The sequence below is a fragment of the Gluconacetobacter asukensis genome, assembly GCF_014174375.1.
Taxonomy (GTDB): domain Bacteria; phylum Pseudomonadota; class Alphaproteobacteria; order Acetobacterales; family Acetobacteraceae; genus Gluconacetobacter; species Gluconacetobacter asukensis.
The window spans coordinates 400,941-425,817 of sequence record NZ_JABEQE010000002.1; the positions used below are offsets into that span (position 1 = coordinate 400,941).

The 24,877-nt window shown below is 65.2% G+C and carries 21 protein-coding genes; 15 read left to right on the forward strand and 6 right to left on the reverse strand.

Translation table 11 applies throughout. The annotated features are described in order from the left end of the window. Positions 1-13: 13 nt before the first annotated feature. Both HLH35_RS04195 and HLH35_RS04200 read left to right on the forward strand, forming a co-directional pair. Positions 14-679 carry a histidine phosphatase family protein gene (locus tag HLH35_RS04195; RefSeq protein WP_182977908.1) on the forward strand — a complete coding sequence of 222 codons (666 nt, stop codon included), beginning with the start codon at positions 14-16 and terminating at the stop codon, positions 677-679. A 232-nt stretch (positions 680-911) separates the two neighbouring features. After that, on the forward strand, positions 912-2,561 hold the full coding sequence (locus HLH35_RS04200; RefSeq protein WP_182977909.1) for an NAD-dependent malic enzyme: 1,650 nt from the start codon (positions 912-914) through the stop codon (positions 2,559-2,561). 244 nt (positions 2,562-2,805) lie between these two features. Here HLH35_RS04200 and HLH35_RS04205 read toward each other — a convergent pair whose 3' ends face one another. After that, a complete protein-coding gene (locus tag HLH35_RS04205) occupies positions 2,806-3,258 on the reverse strand; it encodes a RidA family protein (RefSeq protein ID WP_220790515.1) in 453 nt (150 codons plus the stop codon). Between the two features lie 397 nt (positions 3,259-3,655). Between HLH35_RS04205 and HLH35_RS04210 the strand changes: the two genes are divergently transcribed. Next, positions 3,656-4,504 carry an aminoglycoside phosphotransferase family protein gene (locus HLH35_RS04210; RefSeq protein ID WP_182977910.1) on the forward strand — a complete coding sequence of 283 codons (849 nt, stop codon included), beginning with the start codon at positions 3,656-3,658 and terminating at the stop codon, positions 4,502-4,504. A gap of 124 nt (positions 4,505-4,628) precedes the next feature. On the opposite strand, the gene HLH35_RS04215 is transcribed toward HLH35_RS04210, so the two are convergent. Continuing rightward, positions 4,629-6,305: an alpha-keto acid decarboxylase family protein gene (locus tag HLH35_RS04215; protein ID WP_182977911.1), complete on the reverse strand. Its 1,677-nt coding sequence runs from the start codon at positions 6,303-6,305 to the stop codon at positions 4,629-4,631. Positions 6,306-6,433: 128 nt separating this feature from the next. Here HLH35_RS04215 and HLH35_RS04220 point away from each other — a divergent pair, with 128 nt between their 5' ends. Beyond that, positions 6,434-7,327, forward strand: a complete 894-nt coding sequence (locus tag HLH35_RS04220) for a LysR family transcriptional regulator (protein ID WP_182977986.1) — start codon at positions 6,434-6,436, stop codon at positions 7,325-7,327. A gap of 142 nt (positions 7,328-7,469) precedes the next feature. Here HLH35_RS04220 and HLH35_RS04225 read toward each other — a convergent pair whose 3' ends face one another. Next, positions 7,470-7,931, reverse strand: coding sequence for an Rrf2 family transcriptional regulator (locus tag HLH35_RS04225; protein WP_182977912.1), 462 nt, complete (start codon positions 7,929-7,931; stop codon positions 7,470-7,472). A gap of 82 nt (positions 7,932-8,013) precedes the next feature. Here HLH35_RS04225 and hmpA point away from each other — a divergent pair, with 82 nt between their 5' ends. Both hmpA and HLH35_RS04235 read left to right on the forward strand, forming a co-directional pair. Beyond that, a complete protein-coding gene (hmpA, locus tag HLH35_RS04230; protein ID WP_182977913.1) occupies positions 8,014-9,225 on the forward strand; it encodes an NO-inducible flavohemoprotein in 1,212 nt (403 codons plus the stop codon). A 37-nt stretch (positions 9,226-9,262) separates the two neighbouring features. Then, a complete protein-coding gene (locus HLH35_RS04235; protein ID WP_182977914.1) occupies positions 9,263-9,670 on the forward strand; it encodes a DUF488 domain-containing protein in 408 nt (135 codons plus the stop codon). On the opposite strand, the gene HLH35_RS04240 is transcribed toward HLH35_RS04235, so the two are convergent. Both HLH35_RS04240 and HLH35_RS04245 read right to left on the reverse strand, forming a co-directional pair. Next, positions 9,661-10,575: a prephenate dehydrogenase/arogenate dehydrogenase family protein gene (locus HLH35_RS04240; RefSeq protein ID WP_182977915.1), complete on the reverse strand. Its 915-nt coding sequence runs from the start codon at positions 10,573-10,575 to the stop codon at positions 9,661-9,663. The genes HLH35_RS04235 and HLH35_RS04240 overlap by 10 nt on opposite strands. Positions 10,576-10,588: 13 nt before the next feature. Continuing rightward, entirely contained in the window at positions 10,589-11,635 is a 1,047-nt protein-coding gene (locus HLH35_RS04245) for a lysylphosphatidylglycerol synthase domain-containing protein (RefSeq protein ID WP_182977916.1), read from the reverse strand. A 197-nt stretch (positions 11,636-11,832) separates the two neighbouring features. Between HLH35_RS04245 and hpnA the strand changes: the two genes are divergently transcribed. The 9 genes from hpnA (at position 11,833) to HLH35_RS04290 (ending at position 23,810) form a co-directional block, all read left to right on the forward strand. Beyond that, positions 11,833-12,828, forward strand: a complete 996-nt coding sequence (hpnA, locus tag HLH35_RS04250) for a hopanoid-associated sugar epimerase (protein ID WP_182977917.1) — start codon at positions 11,833-11,835, stop codon at positions 12,826-12,828. A 16-nt stretch (positions 12,829-12,844) separates the two neighbouring features. Further along, positions 12,845-14,014 (forward strand): glycosyltransferase, encoded by a 1,170-nt coding sequence (locus tag HLH35_RS04255; protein WP_182977918.1) that lies wholly within the window; start codon positions 12,845-12,847, stop codon positions 14,012-14,014. Then, entirely contained in the window at positions 14,011-14,916 is a 906-nt protein-coding gene (gene hpnC, locus HLH35_RS04260) for a squalene synthase HpnC (RefSeq protein ID WP_182977919.1), read from the forward strand. The genes HLH35_RS04255 and hpnC overlap by 4 nt, the downstream gene beginning before the upstream one ends. A gap of 82 nt (positions 14,917-14,998) precedes the next feature. Beyond that, complete coding sequence (gene hpnD / locus HLH35_RS04265) at positions 14,999-15,880, forward strand: presqualene diphosphate synthase HpnD (RefSeq protein ID WP_182977920.1); 882 nt, start codon at positions 14,999-15,001, stop codon at positions 15,878-15,880. Positions 15,881-15,884: 4 nt separating this feature from the next. Continuing rightward, positions 15,885-17,183 carry a hydroxysqualene dehydroxylase HpnE gene (hpnE, locus tag HLH35_RS04270; RefSeq protein WP_182977921.1) on the forward strand — a complete coding sequence of 433 codons (1,299 nt, stop codon included), beginning with the start codon at positions 15,885-15,887 and terminating at the stop codon, positions 17,181-17,183. Between the two features lie 135 nt (positions 17,184-17,318). Continuing rightward, positions 17,319-19,244 carry a squalene--hopene cyclase gene (shc, locus tag HLH35_RS04275; RefSeq protein ID WP_246384841.1) on the forward strand — a complete coding sequence of 642 codons (1,926 nt, stop codon included), beginning with the start codon at positions 17,319-17,321 and terminating at the stop codon, positions 19,242-19,244. A 50-nt stretch (positions 19,245-19,294) separates the two neighbouring features. Next, positions 19,295-19,933 (forward strand): nucleoside phosphorylase-I family protein, encoded by a 639-nt coding sequence (locus tag HLH35_RS04280; RefSeq protein ID WP_182977987.1) that lies wholly within the window; start codon positions 19,295-19,297, stop codon positions 19,931-19,933. Between the two features lie 224 nt (positions 19,934-20,157). Next, on the forward strand, positions 20,158-21,366 hold the full coding sequence (locus tag HLH35_RS04285) for an acetate/propionate family kinase (RefSeq protein ID WP_182977923.1): 1,209 nt from the start codon (positions 20,158-20,160) through the stop codon (positions 21,364-21,366). Positions 21,367-21,428: 62 nt separating this feature from the next. Beyond that, positions 21,429-23,810, forward strand: a complete 2,382-nt coding sequence (locus HLH35_RS04290; RefSeq protein ID WP_182977924.1) for a phosphoketolase family protein — start codon at positions 21,429-21,431, stop codon at positions 23,808-23,810. Positions 23,811-23,936: 126 nt separating this feature from the next. On the opposite strand, the gene HLH35_RS04295 is transcribed toward HLH35_RS04290, so the two are convergent. Further along, positions 23,937-24,833, reverse strand: coding sequence for a glycosyltransferase (locus tag HLH35_RS04295; protein ID WP_182977925.1), 897 nt, complete (start codon positions 24,831-24,833; stop codon positions 23,937-23,939). Positions 24,834-24,877 lie beyond the last annotated feature (44 nt).

Genomic DNA, 24,877 nt, shown 5'->3' on the forward strand with positions numbered 1-24,877 from the left:
AGGACCGGCTTGCATGAACCAGAATCACGGTCATTTCCTCGACACCCCCAAGCTGACGGATGGTGTCACCCGTTTCTGGCTGATCCGTCATGCGGTGGTCGAGGAAAATGCCCGCATGCGGGTTTATGGCACGCTGGATGTGCCGCTGTGCCCCGACAGCCTGGTGGCGCAGCGGGGCATGTATGAGGCATTGGCCGCGCGCCTGCCGCAGAATGCGCAATGGTTTACCTCGCCGCTGGGGCGCACGCAGCATACCGCGCGCACCATTCAGGACGCGGGATATGGCGCGGTGGACTGGACGGTGGAGCCCGGATTCACCGAGCAGTCGCTGGGTGAATGGCATGGGCTGCGCCATCATGAATTGCTGGACCAGTTGAAGCTGGCGCCGCATCTGTTCTGGTCGGTCGCGGCCTCGGAACGGCCGCCCGGCGGCGAGAGCATGCTGGAGGTCTGTGCCCGCGTGGGCGAGACGATGGACCGCATGGCCGAGGCGCACGCGGGCCGGAACATGGTCGTGGTCAGCCATGGCGGGGCGATTCGCGCGGCGCTGGCCCATGCGCTGCGCGTGCATGCGGATACCGCGCTGCATTTTTCGATCCAGAATCTTTCCCTGACGATCATCGAGCGCTTTCCGGAAGCCTGGCGCATCGTGGCCGTCAACGAATTGCCGGGAGTCTGAGAACCTGTCTGCACATGCGCGCTGGCGGCGATCCGACGCGCGTTTTCTGCGCTTCGCGGCGGACGGCGCATAAGGCCATTCCGCTTCGGTGGGCGAAAACACATGGCGGGCGCGGCCCTGCGGACGGTCGCGCTCGCCAGCCCACATGTGCGGACAGGTTTTGACGGGCTGTCTCTAACCCTGCCCGGCGTGGCGGTTTTGGCCGCCGATCAGTGCATGGAGGACCTCGAACATGAATTCATCCGACCGCCAGGCCGTGCGAGGCACGGCTCTGCTGAACGATCCGTTCCTGAACCGTGGGACCGCCTTCACGACCGCCGAGCGCCGGGCCCTGGGCCTGGAGGGCCTGCTGCCGCCGCAGGTTGAAACGCTGGAGCGGCAGGCCGAACGGGTGTTGCAGCATCTGGACGCCAAGCCGACCGATCTGGAGCGCTATATCTACCTCTCCGCGCTGGTCGATCGGAATGAGACCTTGTTCTACAAGGTGCTGATGTCGGACCCGGCGCGCTTCGTGCCGATTGTCTATGCGCCGACGCTGGGCGAGGTCTGCAAGTCGTTCAGCCATCTCTATCGCCGCCCTCGGGGCATGTATATCAGCCTGGACATGAAGGGGCGCATTGCCGAGGTGCTGCGCAACTGGCCGGTGCCGGATGTGCGCTTCCTGTGCGTGACCACGGGCGGGCGCATTCTGGGGCTGGGCGACATTGGCGCCAACGGGATGGGCATTCCGATCGGCAAGTTGCAGCTTTATACCGCCTGTGGCGCGGTGCCGCCGCACACCACGCTGCCGGTGCAGCTTGATATCGGCACCACCAATGCGGCGCTGCGTGCCGATCCGCTCTATCTGGGCCTGCGGCGCGAGCCGCCGCCGGAAGCGGAGCTGGATGCCTTCGTCGAGGAATTCGTGACGGCGGTGCAGGAGGTGTTTCCGGCCTGCTGCATCCATTTCGAGGATTGGAAGGGCACGGACGCGATCCGCTATCTGGAGCGGTATCGCGAAAAGGTGCTGTGCTACAACGATGACATTCAGGGCACGGCATCGGTGACGCTGGCGGGGCTGGTGACGGCGCTGCGGATCAAGGGCGAGCAGTTGGCGGACCAGACTTTCCTGTTCCTCGGTGCGGGGTCTTCGGCGCTGGGCACGTCGGACCTGCTGGTGACCGCGATGGAGGCCGAGGGGCTGACAATGGCGGAAGCGCGCTCGCGCATCGTCATGATGGATGTGAAGGGGCTGGTCGAGCCTTCGCGCACCGACCTGACCGAGGAGCAGCGGCGTTATGCCCATGCGGCGGCACCCACGCGCGACCTGCTGGAGACGATCCGTCGGGTGAAGCCGAGTGTGCTGATCGGGGTTTCGACTGCCGGGGGTGCGTTTACCCAGCCGGTGGTGGAATTGATGGCCGAGATCAATGCGCGGCCGATCATCTTCCCGCTGTCGATCCCGCGCCCGGAATGCACGGCCGAGCAAGCCTATGGTTGGTCGGACGGGCGGGCGCTGTATGCCGCCGGCATCCAGTTTCCGCAGGTGATGCGCGGGGACATGGTGTTCCGGCCCGGGCAGGCCAATAATTTCTACATCTTCCCCGGTCTGGGGCTGGCGGTTTACGCGACGCGGCCGCGCCTGATTACCGGCGCGTTGATCATTGAGGCAGCACACGCGCTGGCCGACCAGGTGTCGCCTTCGGCGCAGGCGCGGGGGATGCTTTACCCGCCGCAGTCGCAGATTCTGGAAGTCGAGGTGACGTCGGCCTGCCGGCTGGCGGAGTATCTGTTCGAGAACGGCATGGCGACTGTGCCGCGTCCGGAGGACATTCGGGCGTGGATTGAGGGGATGTGTTACAGCCCGGAATATGGGGCGATTGAGCCGGTGGCAGAAGGTTGAGGCAAGCCCGCTACCTTCTGCTTCCAACAGGCTGACTCCCTGAGGTTTCTACCTTGTAGAAATTTCAGGGCCTGCCCTGAGATGGGATGAGCAAGAGGGCCGTGAACCTGCGGGTTTTATCGATTTCGGGCGCACGGTTGTATATAGCACGTATATCCAAGGTGGAGCGTGTTCTGATGTTGCGTTACCTGCTGGATGCAAATTCCTGCTTCCGGGGGTGCGATCGGTCCTTATGATCTGGTGATTACTTCGACTTGACGGCGGTACCCATCACCTCAAAATGCGCGCCACCCAGCAGGGTACCCGCTCCGATGAAAGCGCGGGCTGGCATTGGCCCCTTGAAATAGGTCCGATAGACGGCGTTGAACGCCGCGAAATCTTTAATATCAGAAGCGAAAATCTGTACCCAGACAAGGTCATCCATAGTAAGTCCAGCGTTTTCAACAGTCTTTTTGATATTATCAAGCACTATTCTGGCGCCAGCTGTCGCGTCGGCGCCCGGTTTGCCTGTAGCAGGGTCATGGTCAGTAGTGCCGGCGATATAGAGGGTATCGCCGGCTAAAACCGCACCGCTGAATGGCGGAGCACTGGTCAAACTCGCCGGCACGCCTTCGGGCGCAAAATGCTTAACCTTTGTCGCGGCTTGCGATGCGGTGGCGAACAGCATTGCAAGGAGGGTGGGAGCAACGTAGCGCATCAGGACCTCTTTGTGAGAAACGGATCACAATATAACAGGAAATAAAATTTATTGCGAATTCGTTGCGAAAGAGACTCTGGTGCAACGTCTGCAATGACGGCTTTCGGGATCGACGAAGGTGCCCGAGAACGGCGACGATGAGGTGAAAGCCGAAGTTTGAGGGCAGATGTTTCCGATCTCCAGTGTCAGATTACGAACAGGCGGCGTCGCGATGATCGGTATGGCAAACACCGGCATATGCGCGATGGCGGATGACTCGGCCGCTTTCACGGTAGGCTGGGGATGGCCTGCGGTAATTGTGTCCGGCAGGCTTTGTCCGTGAAAACTGGTTTCTCTCTCCCGGTGTCAGGTATGAGGTATAGAACAATAATCAGGACCTTACCGAGCGAAGGGTGCCATGACGAAGATGGAAGATATCGAAGCCCTTCCCATGGTACTGGGGTGGCGGCCGGATTCATTTCGTATGGTGAAGAGAGGGTATACTCCTGTTGCACGGTATGTCGTGTCGAACGGCACGCGACGGGCTTTCGTCAAGATTGCGACCACCGCGCATACGGGCATGCTGCTGCGTCGTGAGATCGCGGCCTATCAGGTGTTGCGTGATGCGCCGAGGCCGACGCTGATCGGTTATTCCATTGACCGAGACATGCCAATTTTGGCCGTTGAAGATTTGAGCGATGCGATGTGGCCGCCTCCTTGGACGGATGAGAGGGTTTCTGCCGCTGTAACAGCCATCAGGGCGTTACATGGGTTGCGCGTGGATCTGCCTTCGTTTGAAATCGTGCATGGTGGAGAAGGGAATGGCTGGCGGGCGGTTCAGGCTGATCCGCTGCCATTTCTGGCGCTGGGGCTGGTGACGGCAGACTGGTTGAGGCGGGCGCTTCCGGCGCTGATCGAGGCTGAAGCCGCCTGTTCCACAAATGGCGTTGTTCCCTGTCACTGGGATTTACGAAGTGACAATATGTGTCTTGTGAATGGAACGATGAAGTTGGTGGATTGGGCGGAAGCCTGCCTGTCCAATCCGCAGCTTGATTTGGGATTCTGGCTGCCCAGTCTTGCGTATGAAGGGGGGCCATCGCCGGAGGCCATTTTACCCCACGCTCCCGATATTGCTGCATGGGTATCGGGATATTTCGCGGCGCGTGCGGGTTTGCCGATCATTCCGAATGCGCCGTTCGTCAGACGCGTTCAACAAGAGCAGTTATCGACGGCGCTCCCATGGGCTGTTCGGGCGTTGCGGCTGTAGTGATGTCCGCTGCAGCCCATGCCCGGCAGCACTCCGGCCGAAAGCCTCCGGCGGACCAACCCGCCAGAGGCCAACGAATAAAGGTCTTTTTGCTTCTTTTTCTTCAGAAAAAGAAGGTTCTTCCTCAGTTCACTTTCGGCGGGCGGCCGTTGGCGGCGGCGACTTTGGTGCCCCATTTGACCAGGGTTTCGGTGCAGTCCGAACGGTCCAGGTCGCATTCGATCAGGGTGGGGCCGTTTGTGTTGGCTTTGGCCTGTTCGATGGCGCCCGCCAGTTCGCCGGCGGTGGTGGCGCGGAGGCCCAGGCCGTGGCCGTCTTTGGCGTTGAAGGCGGTGATGAGGCCGGCGTAGTCCCAGTTCTTGATGTAATTGTAGGGGCCGTCATGGATCTTGATTTCGATGACGTAGCCGTGATTGTTCACGAGGAAGATGATGATCGGCAGTTCGTAGCGCACCATTTGCGCGACTTCCTGCGCGGTGAGCTGGAAGGAGCCGTCGCCGACCATCAGGACGTGGCGGCGGTCGGGGGCGGCCAGCGCGCCGCCGAGGGCGGCGGGGACCGACCAGCCGATGCTGCCCCACTGCATCTCGCTTTCGACCTTGGCGCCGCCGGGCAGGGTCATGCGGACGGCGTTGAACCAGCTATCGCCGGTTTCGGCCGTGAGTGTGGTGTTGCTGTCGATCAGGGCATTGATCTGGCGGGCCATTTCATCGTTGGTCAGGCGGGCGTCGCGGGCTGCGGTGGGGATGGTGGGTTGGGGCTGGCGCGGGGTTTCGGCGGAGCCGGCGCGGCGGGGGGCGCGGGCGGTGAGGGCTTCGACATATTGACGGATGGAGAAGCCTTCGAAGACGCGGCCGTTGACGGTGATGCCTTGCAGGTCGGCCAGCAGGGTGTTTTCGGGGTTGAGCGTGGCGCGCCAGCCGACGGTGGCGTAGTCGTTGAAGATCGGGCCGAGGCAGAGGACGCCGTCGGCACCCTCGATGAGGTCCTGCGCGCCGGGAGAGCTGACTTCGCCCCAATAGACGCCGCGATAGGCGGGGTGGTCTTCGGGGAAGAAGCCTTTGGCGGCGGCCATCACCGTGACCGCGCAGCCCATGCGGTCGGCGAGGGCGGGCAGCAGGTCGATGATGCCGGAAGCGCGCATGCGGCTGCCGACCAGCAGCACCACCTTGTCGCGGGCGTAGAGGAAGCGGCCGGTTTCCTCCAGCGCGGCTTCCAGGCTGGCTTGGTCGGCGGCGGGCTCGGACAGCAGGCTGCTGACGGGGCCGGGGGCGGCGCAGGCAGCGTTGGCGAGGTTGCAGGGGATTTCGATATAGGCGGGCTTGCGCTCGCGGAGCGCTGCGCGGATGGCGTTGTCGATCTGGTGCGGGGCGTTCTCGGCTGAGAAGATCACCTCGGTGGCGCAGGTGATGTGGCGCATCATCTCGGCCTGGTAGCCGTAATTGGTGTTGCCCAGCGTGTGGTGCAGCAGGTGGCCCGAGCCGTGATCGTTGGTGTTGGGGGCGCCGGAAATCAGGATCACCGGCACGTTCTCGGCGTAGGCGCTGCCGATGGCGTTCATGGCGGAGAGGGCGCCGACGCTGAAGGTGACGATCATGGCGGCGGCGCCGTTGGCGCGGCCGTAGCCTTCGGCGCTGTAGCCGCAATTCAGCTCGTTGCAGCTATAGATCTGTTTGGTCGAGCCTTCCGCCAGCAGTTCGTCGAGCAGGATCAGGTTGAAATCGCCGGCGACGGCGAAATGGTGTTTCAGGCCGATCTGGCCGAGGCGGGCGGAAAGATATTGGCCGACTGTGGTGGTCATGGTGATGACTCCCCCGGTGGTTTCCGGGGCGACCCGTTCGTCCCGGCTGCGTGGGGGCAGACTGGAAGCGGTCGATTTTCCTGTCCAATATATGCGAACAACGTTATCCATATGTTTCAGATATGAACATTGATTTCCGCCATTTGCGCTACATCGCCGCGATTGCAGAGCATGGCAGCTTCACGCATGCGGCACGGGCGCTGCACATGGAACAGCCGCCGCTGAGCCAGCAGATCCGTGCGCTGGAGCAGGCGTTGGGGCTGAAACTGTTCGTGCGCTCGCGGCAGGGGGCGGTGCCGACCGAGGCAGGGGCCGAACTGGTGAAGCGGGCGCGTATCCTGTTGCAGATGCGGCAGGAATTCGTGGATGTGGCGACCGGGCTGGGGCGTGGCGAGCGGGGCAGCCTGCGGGTGGGGCTGGCGGGCGCGGTGTCGCTGCTGCCGCTGATTCCGGCGGCGATCCGCCAGTTGCGGCTGGCGCTGCCGCATGCGGTGATCACGATGGAGGAGAGCAATACGCCGGCCCTCTGTGCCGCGCTGACGGAGCGGACGATCGATGTGGCGATCATCCGTCCGCCCGCGCCGGGCGGGGTGTTCACGATCGAGACATTGTTCGAGGAACCGACGCTGCTGGCGGTGCCGGTCGGGCATCCGGCCGCCGGTCAGGCGACCGTGGCGTTGCAGGACGTGGCGCGTGATCCGCTGATCCTGTTTCCGCGTGCGCTGGGGCCGGGCTTTTTCGATGCCATCCTGGCGGCGTGCCAGAATGCGGGCTTTACCCCGCAACTGGGGCAGGAGGCGCCGCAGATCACGGCTGCCGTGCCGCTGGTGGCGGCGGGGCTGGGGGTGTCGATCGTGCCGGCGAGTCTGGACCAGATCCATGCCGGTGGCGCGGTATTTCGTCCCATTGCGGGGACGGCGCCGCGTGCGACGCTGGCGGTGGCGACGCGGGCCGAGGTGCCTGCGCCGTTGCTGCGTCGGTTTGTGGAGACGTTGCGCGCGCAGGTGCGGGGGACCGGGTGAAGATCTTCTTTTTCTGAAGAAAAAGAAGCAAAAAGACTTTTGTTCGTTTTGGGACATCGTGTGTTCGCAGCGCACGGGTTCTGAACGAATGGTTTCCAAAGGCGCCGCCTTTGGCGGGGTGCGGGGCAGAGCCCCGCGAGGCCTACGAGACTTCTGCCGGGCGTGGCGCCTGAAACCGGCTGATCTCGAACGGGGTGATGACGTCGGCCAGCGTGTAGCGGTCCAGCACGTCGGTCATTGCCGTCAGGGCTTCGCCCAGCACGCCGCGCAGGCGGCAGGCGGGCATCAGCATGCATTGGCCGCGCGGGTCGGTGTCCGCGCTTTCACCCATGCAGGCCAGAAGGGCCATGTCGTCTTCCATGTAGCGCACGACGGCGCCGACGCTGATGTCGCGGGCGGGGCGGGCGAGCCGGATGCCGCCATTGCGGCCGCGAATGGTGTCGATGAAACCGCCCATGCCCAGCCGGTGGATGACCTTGACCATATGCGCTTCGGAAATGCCGTAGGCCTCGGCGATCTCGCGGATCGAGGACAGCCGCTCGGTCCTGATCCCCAGATAGATCAATGCGCGGAGCGCATAGTCGGTTTGCAGCGTCAGTTTCATGGTCGGGAAGATGCGCGCTCTTGACAGGTTTTCCAACGGGTCCGAAAAGGTGCATTGATAATATACCTTAAAGGATCGATCCATGTCTGCACCACTCGACGAGGCAACCCGCGCGATCATTCGGGCCACCGTTCCGGCGCTGAAGGCGCATGGAGTGGCGATCACGACGGAGATGTACCGGCGCCTGCTGGCGCGGCCGGAAATCCGGGATCTCTTCAATCTCTCGCATCAGCGCGATGGCGAGCAGCCGCGTGCGCTGGCGCTGGCGGTGCTGGCCTATGCCGAGCATATCGACCGGCTCGACGCGCTGGGCGGCATGGTGGAGCGCATTGCCGGCAAGCATGTCGGATTGAACATCCTGCCGGAACATTATCCGTATGTGGCCGAGGCGCTGCTGGGGGCCATTGCCCATGTCCTGGGTGAGGCCGCGACGCCGGAGATCCTGGATGCGTGGGGGAAGGCCTACTGGTTTCTGGCCGATATTCTGATCGGTCGGGAAAAGCAGATCTATGAGGAACATGAGGCCGCGCCGGGGGGCTGGACGGGCTGGCGCGCGTTCCGGGTGCGGGCGCAGACGCAGGAGACGCCCGCGATCGTCTCGTTCGAACTGGTGCCGGTCGATGGGGGGCCGATCGCGCGGCACAGAGCGGGGCAGTATCTGAGCTTCCGGCTGGAGGTGCCGGGGCATGGGGCGCAGCGGCGGAATTACAGCATCTCGTCCACGCCGGGGGCGGATCATTACCGGATCAGCGTCCGCCGTGCCGAGGGGGGCGTGGTGTCGTCGTGGCTGCATGACAGCGTGCAGGAAGGCGCGGTGCTTCAGGTGGCCAATCCGGCGGGGGATTTCGTGCTCGATGAGGCGGGGGACGGCCCGGTCACGTTCCTGACGGCCGGTGTGGGGCTGACGCCTGCCATCGCGATGCTGGCCGAACTCGCGCAGGCGGGTACGGGGCGGACGATCCGCTATGTGCATGGGGCGCGGAGCGAGGATTCGGCGGCTTTTGTCGCCGATGTGGGTGGCTTTGCCGCCCGTGGGGTGGTGACGGCGGATTTCTTCTATGCGTGTGAAAGCACGGTCGCGGCAGCGGGTGGGCCCGGCATCACGTGCCATGCGGGTCGGATCGGCACCGACTGGCTGCGGCAGACGCTCGACCGGGCTGCGACCTATTATATCTGTGGTCCGGACTCGTTCATGCGGGACATGGTCGGTGCCCTGCGGGACGAGAAACTTCCGGCTGCGCAGATCCGCTATGAGTTCTTCGGGTCGGCGGCCGATCCCGCGCTGGTCATCTGATCCGTCTTGAGGCCGGACGGAAGGGAGAAGGGATAGCATGACACGCGACCATCTGCCTGACGTCCGGACCCGGCGTGTCTATGAGGCGCCGGAGCCCGGTGATGGGGTGCGCGTTCTCGTGGACCGGCTGTGGCCGCGCGGGATGCGCAAGGCGGATCTGCCGATGGATCTGTGGCTGAAGGATGCGGCGCCCAGCCCGGATCTGCGGCGCTGGTTCGGGCATGATCCGGCCCGCTGGGAGGCGTTTGAAGACCGGTATCGGCAGGAACTGGCGGCCGGCAATGCCGATGTGACGAAGCTGGTCGATCTGGCGCGGCATGGGACGCTCACGCTGCTTTATGCGGCCCGTGACCCGGCGCATCATCATGCGCTGGTGCTGCAGGGCTTTGTACGTGCGGCGGTTTCGCGCGGGCGTGGGGGGCAGGGACCTTTGGTTCAGGCCTGACGGTTCTCGAGCAGGCTGCGGCGGATGTGGCGGCCGCGTTCGATGCGGTCGACGATGAAATCCTCGTCGCCCCAGCGGATGGCGCGGGCCATGGCCTGGGCGTCTTCCATGAAGCGGGCCAGCATTTCCAGCAGGGCCTCGCGGTTGTTGAGGAAGATGTCGCGCCACATCACCGGGTCCGACGCCGCGATGCGGGTGAAGTCGCGGAAGCCCGAGGCCGCGAAATCCAGCACTTCGGAGCGGGTTTCGTCCGCCAGGTCGTCGGCGGTGCCGCAGATGGTGAAGGCGAGCAGATGCGGCAGGTGGCTGACGATGGCGCAGACGCGGTCGTGATGGGCCGGGTCCATGATCCGCGTGCGTGCGCCCAGGCGGTGCCATAGCGTCTCGATGATCGCGGTGGCCGCCGGGTCGGTCTCTTCCAGCGGGGTCAGCAGGCACCAGCGGTCGTCGAACAGGGTCGCGAAGCCTGCGTCGGGGCCTGAATATTCGGTGCCGGCCATCGGGTGAGTCGGTACGAAGGCGATGTCGGGCCGCAATGCCGGGGCGATGGCGGTGATGATCGACTGTTTGGTCGAGCCGACCTCGCTGAGGATCGCGCCGGGTTTCATGGCCGGCAGGATCTGGGCGCCGACCGATGCGATCGCGCCCACCGGCACGCACAGGATGACGCAGTCGGCGTCGGCGGCGGCCAGGATGGGATCGGCTTCCACCCGGTCGGCGATGCCCAGTTCCGCGACCCGCTGGCGGGCGGTGGGGTCGATGTCGCAGGCCACCAGTTCGGCGGCGATCGTGCCGTCCCGCTGGGCGCGGCGCAGGATCGACGAGCCGATCAGGCCGGGGCCGATGACGGCCAGTTTGCCGAAGAGGGGGGCGGGCATGGGGGGCGTGGCCGGGCGGTCGGTCATGGCGTGGATCGGTTCAGCGCGAGCGTTCGGAGGCGGGATAGGGGCCATCCTCGGGGGCGGTGGCCCGCGGGTTGCCGCGCAGGCGGCGCACCTCGGACGCCTGCCATAGCAGCAGGACGGGGATGCCGATCACCAGATCGCGGCCCCGGCGCAGCAGCGACAGGCCCAGCGAGACCGACGGGTCGATGCCGAAGGCGGACCCCAGGGCGATATAGGCGGCTTCCTGCACGCCCAGGCCGGCCGGGACCAGGAACGAGACGGACATGATGCCGCAGGCCACGCCCTCGATGGCGATGGCGCCGGTCAGGCTGAGATGTGCGCCCAGGAAATAATAGCCCACCCAGATGGCGGCGGCGCTGCCGATCCAGGCGAGCAGATGGGCGATCGCGGCTTCGGCGATGCGGCCGGGATGCGACCAGACTTCGTCCAGCTTCTGTTGCAGCGTGTCGGCGCTGCTGAGCATCGCGCTGTGCCATTGCGTGGCGATGTTGCGGCTCAGCCCGCGCGCCATGCGCTTGAGGATGGTGCCGCCATGCTGCTGCGTCCAGATGAAGCCGCCGATGCCCAGTGCCAACAGCAGCGTGCCGATGATCACCGGCTTGGCGAACGGGCTGGATTGCTGGTGCGCCACCAGGAACACCACCGCGATCAGCACGAAGACGATCTGGCCCAGCACTTCGGTCGTGAGGTCGACGATGTTGGCGCTGGCGGCCTCGGGCCAGTCGATCGACCGGCCGCCGGTGCGCGGCGAGGCGTCGGCGCCGGTCGCGCGGATGCCGATCAGGATGCCGCCGAGCTGCGAGAAGGGCAGGCAGGTCGCCGCCGCGTCGCGGACCATGCGGGCCATCGTCAGGTGCCCCAGCCCGATCTCGCGGCAGGCTGCGTGCCAGGCAACGCCCAGGATTGCATCCACTGCAAGCTGCGCGAGGATCGTGGCCCCGAATCCGACGAAGCCGATGGACAGGACGGCCTTCAGCACGGAGCCCGCGCCGAGCCATGCGGTACATCCGGTTACCAGGGCCAGTCCCAGGAAGGCCAGCAGGATCGTGAGCTTTTTCAAGGATTGACCGCACTTCGTCTGCCGCGCCGTGGCGCGGTCCGCGGGGACCGTGCCGACGCATGGGTTGGGCCTGACTTACACCAGAGGAGGGTCTGGCGCCACCATGTGGTGTCGGGATAAATGGTGCCCCGCCTTCCGCCGTCCTGGCGGCCCCCCGGGTCGTGTGGATGGAACCTGCCGGAGCATTTGATCGGATCATGACTGCCCCCACGCTTGTTACCGGCGCGACCGGATTCGTCGGTTCGGCCGTTGCTCGTACGCTGTTGCAACGGGGGCACAGCCTGCGGCTGATGGCCCGCAAGGGCGCCGACCTGACCAATATCCGCGACCTGCCGGCCGAAATGGTCGAGGGCGACCTGTCCGCCCCCGCGACCTTTGCCGATGCGGTGCGCGGCTGCCGCTATGTGTTTCACGTCGCCGCCGACTATCGGCTGTGGGTGCCCGACCCGGCGCCGATGATGACGGCGAATGTGGAGGGCACGCGGCGGCTGATGCTGGCGGCGCAGGAAGCGGGGGTGGAGCGGATCGTCTATTGCTCCTCGGTCGCGGCGCTGGGGCTGATCGGTGACGGCACGGTGTCGGACGAGGATACGCCGGTCCATGAGCATGCGGTCATCGGCATCTACAAGCGCTCGAAATACCGGGCGGAGCAGGAAGTGCTGCGCCTGGTGCGTGAGCGCGGCCTGCCGGCAGTGATCGTGAATCCCTCGACCCCCGTGGGGCCGCGCGACATCAAGCCCACCCCCACCGGCCAGATGATCCTGGATTGTGCGGCCGGAAAGATGCCGGCCTATGTCGATACCGGTGTGAACATCGTCCATGTCGATGATGTGGCGGAGGGGCACGCCCTGGCGCTGGAGCGTGGGCGGATCGGCGAGAAATACATCCTGGGCAGCGAGAACCTGGCGCTGAACGAGCTGTTCGCCATGACGGCGCAGATCGCGGGCGTGAAGCCGCCGCGCATCAGCCTGCCGCAGGAGGTGATCTGGCCGGTGGCGGTGGCGTCGGAATGGCTGTCGCGCGGGTTCGGCATCGCGCCGCGCGTGACGCGCGAGATGCTGGCCATGTCGCGGAAGAAGATGTTCTTTTCCTCCGCCAAGGCCCAGCGGGAGCTGGGTTATGCCCCGCGTCCGGCGCAGGGCGCGGTGACGGATGCGGTGGCGTGGTTCCGCCAGAGCGGCATGCTGAAATAAGACGGACGCCAAGACGATGCTCCTGCTGCTGACGGCGCTGCTCTGCGCCCTGATCTGGCTGGTTCTGATCTGTTTCCATGGCCGTTTCTGGCAGGGGGGGCCGATTCTGGACCCTGTTCCCCTCCCTGGGGCGGCCGACTGGCCGCCGGTCTGTGTGGTCGTTCCGGCCCGGGACGAGGCCGGATCGGTCCAGGCTTGTGTGGGATCTCTGCTGGGGCAGTCCTATCCTGGCCCGCTCCGCCTGATCCTGGTGGATGACAGCAGCACTGACGGCACCGGCGACCTGGCGCGCGCGGTGCCCGACCCGCTGCGCCGGCTGACCGTCGTGACCGGCCGCGAACGGCCGCCGGGCTGGAGCGGCAAGCTGTGGGCCGTTGCCCAGGGCGTGGCCGAGGCTCGGCGTCAGGTGCCGGAGGATAATGGCTACGTGTTCCTGACCGATGCCGACATCACCCATGATCCGGCCCATGTCGCGACCCTGGTGGCCAAGGCCCGGACCGACGGGCTGGACATGGTGTCGGAGATGGTGGAGCTGAACTGCGCCAGCGTGGCCGAGCAGCTGCTGGTGCCGGCCTTCGTCTTCTTCTTCGCGCTGCTTTATCCGTTCGCGCGGGTCAACGATCCGCGCAGTCGCGTTGCCGGGGCGGCGGGTGGGTCGATCCTGATCCATCGTGCCGCGCTGGCGCGCATTGGCGGCATTGAATCGCTGCGTGGCGCGCTGATCGACGATTGCACCTTGGCCATGCACGTCAAGCGCAGCGGGGGGCGGCTCTATCTGGGGCACAGCCGGCTGGCGCGTTCGATCCGGCCCTATCCGCACCCGGCCGATGTCTGGCGCATGGTGGCCCGTACCGCCTATGTGCAGTTGCGCTATTCGCCGCTGATGCTGGCGGGCACCGTGCTGGGCATGGTGCTGGTCTGGATTGCGCCGATGCTGCTGGCGCTGTTCGGGCATGGGCTGCCGCGCCTGCTGGGCGCCCTGGCCTGGGTCGCCTCGATGGCGTCCTTCGTGCCGACGCTGCGGCGCTTCCGCCTCTCGCCGGCCTGGGCGCTGCTGTTGCCGCTGGTGGCCGTATTCTATACCGCCGCCACCATCGGGTCGGCCGTCGACCATCATCGGGGGCGCGGCGTGGTGTGGAAAAGCCGCGCCTATCGTGAACCCACCGGGAACGCCCCGCCAAAATGACAGGACAGCATGTGAACGCGACCCAGAGCCGGCAGGACGCCCTGCGAACCGATCAGGACGTATGGGGGACCGAGGATGTGTCGTCCGGCAAGGGGGCGGCGGACGAGAATTTTCCCGTCGGTTCGCTGCTGATCAGCCGACGGCTGCGGCCGCATGTGCATGCCTACTACGATTTCGCGCGGGTGATCGACGATATCGTCGACAATGACCGGCTGACGCCCGAAGCCAAGATCGTGCGGCTGGATGCGATGGAAGACGTGGTGCTGGGCCGGCGTGAGGCGCCGCTGCGTCGCGATGCCCAGACGGCGGTGCGCGTGGGCCGGACGCTGGCCGTGACCGGGGTGCCGGTCGAAACCGCGACCGACCTGATCGTGGCCTTTCGCCGCGATGCGGTGAAGAACCGGTATGAATCGTGGGAGGAGTTGGCGGATTACTGCCGCTATTCCGCCAATCCGGTCGGGCGTTTCCTGCTGGGGCTGCATGGTGAGAGTGCGGCCACCTTCGGCCCGTCCGATGCGCTGTGCACCTCCTTGCAGGTGCTGAACCATTTGCAGGATTGCGCGGACGATCTGCGCACGCTCGACCGCTGCTATCTGCCGCTGCCCTGGCTGGCGCGTGAGGGCGCGTCGGTGGACGATCTGCGGGCGGCTTATGCCTCGCCGGGGCTGCGGCGGGTGATGAATGCGCTGCTGGACCGCGTGGATGCGTTGAATGACGAGGCAGGGCGCCTGCCGGGGCTGGTGCGTGACCGGCGCATGCGGCTGGAATGTGCCGTGATCGTCGGTCTGGCGCGTCGGCTGGCCGCGCGGTTGCGGCGGCAGGACCCGCTGGCCGGGCGGGTGAAGCTGACGCGCGGCGATGCCGTGGGGTCACTGGTGGGCGCGCTGCGCGTGCTTCCCTGATGGGCGGGATTTTGTCTTGGGCGGCAATCCGCCCTAAACCGCTGCTGCGGAATGAACGGATGACGGAAACGGGAAGGCGGGAATGGAATTGACGCGGGCACGCACGGTTCAGGCTCCTCCCCTGGGATGCGATCCGGCCGATCTGGCGCAGGTCGAGGCTGTGGTCAGCGCGTCGGGCACCTCGTTCGGCAAGGGCATGCGCATCCTGCCGCCCGATCGGCGCTATGGCATGTATGCCGTCTATGCCTTCTGCCGGCTGGTGGATGACGTGGCGGACGATGAAGGTGCAACCGAGGACAAGGAAGCGGGGCTGGAAGCCTGGCGGCAGCGGATTGCCGGCCTGTACGAAGGCCGGACCCATGATGCGCTGGACCGGGTGCTGGCGGTGGTGATCGCGCGCTTCTCGCTGCGGCAGGCGGATTTCGAGGCGGTGATCGACGGGATGATGATGGACGCGCGCGGCCCCGTCGTCGCGCCGGACGAGGCGACGTTCGATCTCTATTGCGACCGTGTGGCCTCGGCCGTGGGGCGGCTGTCGGTGCGGGTGTTCGGCGATGCGTCGGAGGAAGCCGATCAGGTGGCCTATCATCTGGGCCGGGCGTTGCAGATCACGAATATCCTGCGCGACGTGGCGGAGGATTCGCGGCTCGGGCGGCTGTATCTGCCGCGCGAACTGCTGACCCGTTTCAATGTGCCGCTCGACCCCGCGCGGGCGCCGCGTGCCCAGGGGCTGGAGGGCGTGTGCCGGGTGCTGGCGGGGCGCGCGCGCGACCATTTCCGCGCCGCCCATCGGGCGATGGCGCGGTGCAACCGGCAGGCGATGCGCCCGGCGCGGCTGATGGGGGCGACTTACGGCGCCATCCTGACGGCGCAGGAGCGGCAGGGCTGGCGCCATCCGGAACGGCGCGTGTCGCTGTCGCGGCCGCGCAAGCTGCTGATCGCCGCCCGCGCGCTGGTCGGATAACGCGATGGCGGGGCATGTCCATATTGTTGGCGGCGGGCTGGCCGGCCTGTCGGCGGCGGTTGAGCTGGCGGGCAGCGGCGGCCGGCTGACGGTCTACGAGGCCGGGCCTGCCTGCGGCGGGCGGGCGCGGTCCTATTACGACCGGCATCTGGGCTGTCGGATCGACAATGGCAACCATCTGCTGCTGTCCGCCAATGATGCGGTGTTCCGCTATCTGGGCCTGATCGGGGCGGAAAAGACGCTGGTTGGTCCCGACCGGCCGATCTTTCCCTTCGTCGATCTGGGCGACCGGTCGCGCTGGACGCTGGATCTGTCGCGGGGGCTGATCCCGTTCTGGCTGCTGTCGAAGCATCGGCGGGTGCCGGGCATGCGGCTGGGGGAGATCCGGTCGCTGACCCGGCTGATGCAGGCGGGGCCGGAGCAGACGGTGGCGGAGTGCCTGCTGCCGGGCATGTTGTCGACCCGGCTGCTGGAGCCGTTCGCGATCTCGGCCCTGAACACGATGTGCGAGACCGGCAGCGCCGCCCTGCTGGGGGCGGTGATCCGCGAAAGCCTGGCCAAGGGGGGGCGGGCCTGCCTGCCGCGCTTCCCTGCCATCGGCCTGTCGGAAAGCTTCGTCGATCCGGCGCTGGACCATCTGGCGCTGATGAAGGCGGAGGTGCGCACCGGGTGCCGCGTGTCGGGCATCGTGGCGGCCGATGGGCGTGTCACGGGGTTGCGCCTGCCGGATGGCGAGGTGGCGGTGGATGAGGACGATATCGTCATCATGGCGGTGACCGCGCCGGTGGCGGCCGATCTGCTGGGCGGCGTGCTGCCCGGCCTGCGCGTGCCCGATGCGTTCGAGAGCATCGTCAATGTCCATTTCCGCCTGGACCCGGCGCCGAAGCCGCTCGGGGCGCTGGGCCGGGCGCGCTTTATCGGCGTTGTCGGCGGGGTCAGCGAATGGGTGTTCGTCAAGGACGATATCCTGTCGGTGACCGTCAGCGCTGCCAACCGTTATGCCGACCGGGACAATGACGAACTGGCGGCCGTGATCTGGGATGAGGTTCGTGCCGCGGTCGATCCGGCCCTGGCACAGCCCCTTCCGGTGGACATGCCCCCCATGCGCATGGTGCGGGAGCGGCGGGCCACCTTTGCCGCAACCCCGGCGCAGGAGCGGCTGCGGCCGCCCGCGCGCACCGGGCTGGGCAACCTGTTTCTGGCGGGGGACTGGACGGCGACGGGATTGCCCGCGACAATCGAAGGTGCGATCAGGTCCGGCGCGACTGCGGCCCGTGCCGCCCGCGACCCTGTCCGGCGATGAGCCAGCCGCCGGAATTGTGAATGGCTGGCATTTTGCACAGGTCCCGCCTTGGGGGCGGGAGACAATGGAATGATGGTGAACGCGACCGATACCCTTGAACGTCCTTCCGCCGATGTCGCGGACCTGGCCGTACCGATGATCGAGATCGACCAGGCGGTCGATGCCGGGCATGCGGCGCTGGGCCGCCGGCAGAACGATGACGGGCACTGGGTGTTCGAGCTGGAAGCCGACGCCACCATTCCGGCGGAATATGTGCTGCTGGAACATTATCTGGACCGGATCGAGCCGGCGCTGGAAGCGCGGATCGGCGTGTATCTGCGGCGCATCCAGGGCGATCATGGCGGCTGGCCGCTTTATCATGGCGGCAGGTTCGACCTGTCGGCTTCGGTGAAGGCGTATTTCGCGCTGAAGGCGATCGGCGACGATATCAACGCGCCGCACATGGCGCGCGCGCGCGCCGCGATCCTGGACCATGGCGGGGCGGAGCGCAGCAACGTCTTCACCCGTTTCCAACTGGCCCTGTTCGGCGAGGTGCCGTGGCACGCCACGCCCGCGATGCCGGTCGAGCTGATGCTGCTGCCGCGCAAGGCATTCTTCTCCGTCTGGAACATGTCCTACTGGTCGCGGACGGTGATTGCGCCGCTGCTGGTGCTGGCGGCGCTGCGGCCGCGCGCGATCAATCCGCGCGACGTGCATGTGCCCGAATTGTTCGTCACCCCGCCCGCACAGGTGCGGGACTGGATCCGTGGCCCCTACCGGTCGCCGCTGGGCCGGGTGTTCAAATATGTGGACAAGGTGATCCGCCCCGGCGAGCGGCTGATCCCCGAGGCGACGCGCCGCCGCGCGATCAAGGCGGCGGTCGATTTCATCGAGCCGCGCCTGAACGGGGTGGACGGGCTGGGCGCGATCTATCCCGCCATGGCCAATTCCGTGATGATGTATCGCGCGCTGGGCGTGCCCGACAGCGACCCGCGCGCCGCGACGGCGTGGGAGTCGGTGCGGCGCCTGCTGGTGGAGCATGGCGACGAGGCCTATTGCCAGCCCTGTGTCTCGCCGATCTGGGATACCGGCCTGGCCGGCCATGCGATGATCGAGGCCGCGTCCGGCCCCGAGGGTATTCGCCCCGAAGAGACGAAGAAGAAGCTGGCCGCTGCCGCGCAGTGGCTGCTGGACCGGCAGATCCTGAATGTGAAGGGCGACTGGGCGATCAACTGCCCCGATGTGGCCCCCGGCGGCTGGGCCTTCCAGTATAATAACGATTACTACCCCGACGTGGACGATACGGCTGTGGTCGGGATGCTGCTGCATCGCGAGGGCGACCCGGCCCATCACGAGGCGATCGAGCGGGCGCGCCAGTGGATCATTGGCATGCAGAGCACCAATGGCGGTTGGGGTGCGTTCGACATCGACAATAATATGGAATTCCTCAACCATATTCCCTTTGCCGATCACGGCGCGCTGCTGGACCCGCCGACCGCCGATGTGACCGCACGCTGTGTCTCGTTCCTCGCCCAGCTCGGCCGTCCCGAGGATCGGCCGGTGATCGAGCGGGGGATCGCCTATCTGCGCACCGATCAGGAAGCCGAGGGCTGCTGGTTCGGCCGCTGGGGCACCAATTACATCTATGGCACATGGTCGGTGCTGTGCGCGCTGAACGTCGCCGGCATGTCGCATGACGACCCCGCCATTGTGCGCGCGGTGGACTGGCTGCGTTCGGTCCAGCGCGAGGATGGCGGCTGGGGCGAGGATTGCGCGACCTATGAGGGCGCCACGGCGGGCATCTATACCGAGAGCCTGCCGTCGCAGACGGCGTGGGCGACGCTGGGCCTGATGGCCGCCGGCCTGCGTGACGACCCCGCCGTGGCGCGGGGCATGGCCTATCTGGCCCGCACGCAGAAGGAAGACGGGGAATGGGACGAGGACCCGTATAACGCCGTTGGGTTCCCCAAGGTCTTCTATCTGCGTTACCACGGCTATCGGCAGTTCTTCCCGCTGATGGCGCTGGCGCGCTACCGCAATCTGGAATCCAGCAATACCCGCCGCGTCGCGTTCGGTTTCTGATCGTGCCCGGACCTGACGTGGTGCCGGCGCGCTTGGGTGTCGTGGTCGGGATGGAGGCCGAGGCCGCGTTGGTCCGCGCTGCCTTGCCTGCCGCGCGGGTCGGTATCAGCGGTGCCACCGCCGAGGGGGCGCGGGCCGCTGTCGATGAACTGGTACGGCACGGGGTGGATGCGATCCTGTCGTTCGGGCTGGCGGCCGGGCTCGATCCCGATCTTCGGCCCGGCGCGGTGCTGGTGCCCCGGCATGTGCGGCTGCCCGATGGGCGGATTCTGGCGGCGGCGCCCTCCCTGCTGGCCTGGCTGGGCGATGAGCGGCCCGACCGGGTGGGTACCGACCTGCTGCACAGCGACGACATCGTGGCGACCGCCGGGCGCAAGGGTGCGCTGTTCCGGACGACCGGCTGCGCCGGGTTGGACATGGAAAGCGGCTTCGTCGCCGAAGGTGCGGAACGGGCCGGTCTGCCATTCGCCGTTTTGCGCGTGGTGTGCGACCCGGCGGGCCGGACTTTGCCGCCGGCGGCGGTGCTGGCGCTGCGGCCTGATGGTGGGATCGGGCTGGGGGGGATTCTCCTCAGCGTTCTGCGTCGGCCTGCCCAGATTCCTGCCCTGATCGCGCTGGGGTGCGATGCGGCGCAGGCGCGCAAGCGGGCGGTGCGGGTGTTGGGGGATATCGTGCGGGGCGGGTCTTAAGGATCTTCTTTTTCTGAAGAAAAAGAAGCAAAAAGACTTTTGTCCGTTGGCATCGTACGAAGCCCGTTGGATTTCCCCTTTAAAAATCAAAAGTTTTTTGGTTCTTTTTTTCAAAAAAGAACGGGAACGCTTGCCCAAGGAACCTTGATACGGGTCAATGATCCATGCCCCAGCCGGGCGTTAGGGTACGTGGCATAGCGGACAACACAGGGAACGATGCTTCCATGGCGACGGCAATTCTTGCACTCAATGCCGGCTCTTCCAGCGTAAAGTTCACCCTGTTCCATCAGGAGCCGGGGGCCGAGGCGCGCCGCATTGCGCATGGCCAGTTGGAAGGGCTGCATACCCATCCGCATTTCCGCGCCACCGGGGCCGACGGTGCGGTGCTGGTCGACCAGACCTGGCCGGAGCCGGCCCCGGAAGGTGAGGACCCGCATCATGGCCCGGTGGCCAGCCTGCTGGACTGGGTGACGTCCCATCTGGGGGACGTGCCGCTGCTGGGGGTGGGGCATCGCGTGGTCCATGGCGGGCCCGAATATGCAGCCCCGATCCGCATCACGCCTGAGACTCTGGCGCGGCTGGACGCGCTGACGCCGCTGGCGCCGCTGCACCAGCCGGCCAGCCTGGGGCCGATCCGTGCCCTGCTGGCGCTGCGGCCCGACCTGCCGCAGATCGCCTGTTTCGATACGGCCTTCCACCACACGCTGCCCGTCACCGCGACGCGCCTGCCGCTGCCGGCCAGCTATGGGGCGAAGGGTGTGCGGCGGTATGGGTTCCATGGCCTGTCCTATGAATATATCGCCTCGTGTCTGCCCGGCCTGTCGCCGCGGCTGGCGGCGGGGCGGACGATCGTGGCGCATCTGGGCAACGGCGCCAGCCTGTGTGCGATGGCGGCGGGGCGCAGCATCGAGACCACGATGGGCTTCTCAGTCCTTGACGGGCTGGTGATGGGCACGCGCTGCGGGCAGATCGATCCGGGCGTGCTGCTGTACATGATGCGCGCCGAGGGGCTGGATGCGGCGGGGATCGAGAAGGTGCTGTACCATCAGGCCGGCCTGATGGGCCTGTCGGGTGTGTCCAGCGACGTGCGGGACCTGCAGGAGCGCGCGGCTGGCGATGCGGCCGCCCGCGAGGCGCTGGAGATGTTCACCTATCGCCTGGTGCAGCAGATCGGCGGCATGATCCCGGTGCTCGGCGGCCTGGACGGGCTGGTCTTTACCGCCGGGATCGGCGAGCATGATGCGGCCATCCGTCAGGCGGCCTGCGCCCGCCTGTCCTGGCTGGGCGTGCGGCTGGACCCGGCCGCGAACGATGCCCATGCGGCCGTGATCAGCACCCCGGACAGCGCGGTGGAAGTCCGGGTGATTCCGACGGACGAGGAAAGCATGATCCGCCGTCACGTCGCGGCCAGTCTAATGCCGGCCCGGGTCTGATGCAGGCATAGTCCCGGCACGGGCATGACGCCGGCCGGAAACGTCAAAGGGAAGGAACGAAAATGAACGAGCCCCTCTCGGAGGCCCCGTCGGTCGCGCCTCTTTCGGAAACCGAACTCGCCCTGTTCAATCGCTGGTGGCATGCCGCCAATTACCTGTCCGTCGGGCAGATCTATCTGATGGCCAATCCGCTGCTGCGCGAGCCGTTGCAACTGGAGCATACCAAGCCGCGCCTGCTGGGCCATTGGGGCACCACGCCGGGACTGAATTTCCTCTGGCTGCATCTGAACCGCATCATCCGGGCGCGCGATACGTCCGTGCTCTTCATCGCCGGGCCGGGGCATGGGGCACCGGGTATCGTCGCCAGCACCTATCTGGAAGGCACCTACAGCGAATATTTCCCTGAGGTGTCGCAGGATCTGGACGGGCTGGGGCGGCTGATGAAGCAGTTCTCGTTCCCCGGCGGCATTCCCAGCCACGCGGCCGCCACCACGCCGGGTTCGATCCATGAGGGTGGCGAGCTGGGCTATTCGCTGTCGCACGCCTATGGCGCGGCGTTCGACAATCCGGACCTGGTCGTGGCCTGCGTGATCGGCGATGGCGAGGCCGAGACCGGGCCGCTGGCGACCTCGTGGCACAGCAACAAATTCGTCGATCCCGCGACCGATGGCGCGGTGCTGCCGATCCTGCATCTGAACGGCTACAAGATCGCCAACCCGACGATCCTGGCCCGCATCGCGCCCCGTGAACTGGCGGCGCTGCTGCGTGGCTATGGCTATGAGCCGATCTTCGTCGAGGGGCATGATCCGGACCCGATGCACCAGAAGATGGCGGCGGCCATGGATCTGGCGTTCGACCGTATTGCCGCCATCCAGAAGGCGGCGCGCGGGGATGGAAAGACCGAGCGCCCGGCCTGGCCGATGATCGTGCTGCGCAGCCCCAAGGGCTGGACTGGCCCGAAGGAGATCGACGGGCTGCGGACCGAGGGCTATTGGCGGTCGCACCAGGTGCCGTTCTCGGACCTGACGCATCCGGGGCACCTGCAGGCGCTGGAGAGCTGGCTGCGCAGCTACAAGCCGGAAGAGCTGTTCGACGAATCCGGGCGGCTGTTCCCCGAGATCGCGGCCCTGGCGCCCGCCGGCACGCTGCGGATGAGCGACAACCCGCATGCCAATGGCGGCCAGTTGAAGCGCCCGCTGCGGCTGCCCGACATTGCCGATTATGCGGTTCCGGTTACCGGCCCGGGGCACGAGACCGGCGAGAGCACGCGCGTGATGGGCGATTGGCTGCGCGACGTGATGAAGCTGAACCTGGAGTCGCGCAATTTCCGGGTTCTGTCGCCGGACGAGAACAATTCCAACCGCCTGAACGCGGTGCTGGATGCTACCAACCGGGCGTGGAACGCCGAAACCTTTGATTATGACGACCATCTGGCGCGCGACGGCCATGTGATGGAAATCCTGAGCGAGCATACCTGCCAGGGATGGCTGGAAGGCTATCTGCTGACCGGGCGGCACGGTTTCCTGTCCTGCTACGAGGCGTTTATCCACATCATTGATTCGATGGTGAACCAGCATGCCAAATGGCTGAAGACCGCGGCCGAGGTGCCGTGGCGGCGGTCGATCGCGTCGCTGAACTATCTGCTGACCTCGCATGTCTGGCGCCAGGACCATAACGGCTTCAGCCATCAGGACCCGGGCTTCATCGACCATGTGATCAACAAGAAGGCCGAGTTCGCCCGCGTCTATCTGCCGCCCGATGCCAATACCCTGTTGTGGACCACCGCCCACTGCCTGCAAAGCTGGGACCGTATCAACGTGATCGTGGCCGGCAAGCAGCCCGAGCCGCAATGGCTGGGGCTGGACGATGCGATCCGCCATTGCGAGGCGGGCATCGGCATCTGGGAATGGGCCAGCAACGACAAGGGTGGCGAGCCCGACGTGGTGATGGCCTGTGCCGGCGATGTGCCGACGCTGGAGACCCTGGCGGCGGTCAAGCTGCTGCGCGAGCATGCGCCGGATCTGAAGGTGCGCGTGATCAATGTCGTGGACCTGATGACGCTGGATTCCCCCAGCCAGCACCCGCACGGGCTGGATGACGCGGCCTTCGATGCGCTGTTCACGATCGACCGGCCGGTGATCTTTGCCTTCCACGGCTATCCGCAGCTGATCCACAAGCTGATCTATCGCCGGGCGAATGCGCGGAATTTCCATGTCCACGGGTTCCGCGAGGAAGGATCGACCACGACGCCGTTCGACATGGTGGTGCGCAATCATCTCGACCGGTTCCATCTGGTCTCGAACGTCATCGACCGCGTGCCGGGACTGGCGACCCGCGCCGCCTATGCCAAGCAGGCGATCCGCGACAAGCTGGTCGATCATACCCGCTATATTGCGGAACATGGCCGTGACATGCCGGAGATCGAGGCGTGGCGCTGGTCGTAGGGCCTTATTTCAAGATTGGTGTTGAGGGTGCGTTGTGAGAATTTGAACAATCACAATGCACTCTACATCATCGGTTCCTGGAGGGTGATTCGTAATTTCGACGAGTTTGTCAGGTTGTGATTTTTTCTAATCTTCTGGAAACATCTTGAAATTCATGAAAGTCGTATCTGGCTTATAGCGAGAGGTATCAAAATCTCTACTCATATTGTAATGAATATCCAGGATGAACTCGCGTTCATGATGTGAAAGTTCGTCGATATAATCGAGTAAGAAGGCGATATAATACCGATATGAACTGATGTTTTGTGCAAAAATACTGCCGATCTGTCGGCCGTGCTCGTTGTTCCAATCCCACTGTCCTGAGAGAATCGCATTGATGGCTCCCAGCTTCGGGCCATGGAAATGCAATATCTTCGCCTCTTTATTTGCACCCCAGTATACTTTCCAATTCATCTCGAGGGCGAGTTTTTCCCACTTTCCGCGATAGAAAGTATTGTAGGCAATCTGGTCATGGAACTGATAAGTCTTTTCTTCTATATTTTTTCTTATATATTTTTCGAATTCGGGGTACGTCTCCTGAAATTTACGCACATTGATGTGCATTACCCCCGCATTGAAATAATTCCATCCGTCCTTTTTGAATTCGGGAGCGGCCATGAAATATGATGGTTCTCTTTCCAACCCAATGGGGTTTGACAGAAACAAAACATCAATATCGGAGTACAATACATAGTCATCATTTGTCGTCAGGCAGACGTTTGTTCTGAGCCAATGCCCAACGGTTGATAGATTATATTTTCCCTCATCGGACAAGCGCTTGATTAAATCATAGTATGGAAGATGTTGATCAAGTATTTCGACCCCATGTGTCTCCAGCCATTGAGTAAATTCGTTTCTTCGCCCGATATATAACATTTTAATGTCTAAATCAGAGTGTTTCCTTGCAGACAGAACGGCGAGCTTTGTGTGTAACGCAATGTCCCCGTGGGTGCCGTGTTCGTTTAAGGCAAGGTATAATTTCATTTTCTGAATCCTTTTGTTTTATAATCGTTTTTCGTTATCGATAC

Coding starts and splice junctions, on each gene's coding strand:
- HLH35_RS04195 (WP_182977908.1), top strand. CDS start 14: ATGAACCAGAATCACGGTCATTTCCTCGACACCCCCAAGCTGACGGAT.
- HLH35_RS04200 (WP_182977909.1), top strand. CDS start 912: ATGAATTCATCCGACCGCCAGGCCGTGCGAGGCACGGCTCTGCTGAAC.
- HLH35_RS04205 (WP_220790515.1), bottom strand. CDS start 3,258: ATGCGCTACGTTGCTCCCACCCTCCTTGCAATGCTGTTCGCCACCGCA.
- HLH35_RS04210 (WP_182977910.1), top strand. CDS start 3,656: ATGACGAAGATGGAAGATATCGAAGCCCTTCCCATGGTACTGGGGTGG.
- HLH35_RS04215 (WP_182977911.1), bottom strand. CDS start 6,305: ATGACCACCACAGTCGGCCAATATCTTTCCGCCCGCCTCGGCCAGATC.
- HLH35_RS04225 (WP_182977912.1), bottom strand. CDS start 7,931: ATGAAACTGACGCTGCAAACCGACTATGCGCTCCGCGCATTGATCTAT.
- hmpA (WP_182977913.1), top strand. CDS start 8,014: ATGTCTGCACCACTCGACGAGGCAACCCGCGCGATCATTCGGGCCACC.
- HLH35_RS04235 (WP_182977914.1), top strand. CDS start 9,263: ATGACACGCGACCATCTGCCTGACGTCCGGACCCGGCGTGTCTATGAG.
- HLH35_RS04240 (WP_182977915.1), bottom strand. CDS start 10,575: ATGACCGACCGCCCGGCCACGCCCCCCATGCCCGCCCCCCTCTTCGGC.
- hpnA (WP_182977917.1), top strand. CDS start 11,833: ATGACTGCCCCCACGCTTGTTACCGGCGCGACCGGATTCGTCGGTTCG.
- HLH35_RS04255 (WP_182977918.1), top strand. CDS start 12,845: ATGCTCCTGCTGCTGACGGCGCTGCTCTGCGCCCTGATCTGGCTGGTT.
- hpnC (WP_182977919.1), top strand. CDS start 14,011: ATGACAGGACAGCATGTGAACGCGACCCAGAGCCGGCAGGACGCCCTG.
- hpnD (WP_182977920.1), top strand. CDS start 14,999: ATGGAATTGACGCGGGCACGCACGGTTCAGGCTCCTCCCCTGGGATGC.
- hpnE (WP_182977921.1), top strand. CDS start 15,885: ATGGCGGGGCATGTCCATATTGTTGGCGGCGGGCTGGCCGGCCTGTCG.
- shc (WP_246384841.1), top strand. CDS start 17,319: ATGATCGAGATCGACCAGGCGGTCGATGCCGGGCATGCGGCGCTGGGC.
- HLH35_RS04280 (WP_182977987.1), top strand. CDS start 19,295: ATGGAGGCCGAGGCCGCGTTGGTCCGCGCTGCCTTGCCTGCCGCGCGG.
- HLH35_RS04285 (WP_182977923.1), top strand. CDS start 20,158: ATGGCGACGGCAATTCTTGCACTCAATGCCGGCTCTTCCAGCGTAAAG.
- HLH35_RS04290 (WP_182977924.1), top strand. CDS start 21,429: ATGAACGAGCCCCTCTCGGAGGCCCCGTCGGTCGCGCCTCTTTCGGAA.
- HLH35_RS04295 (WP_182977925.1), bottom strand. CDS start 24,833: ATGAAATTATACCTTGCCTTAAACGAACACGGCACCCACGGGGACATT.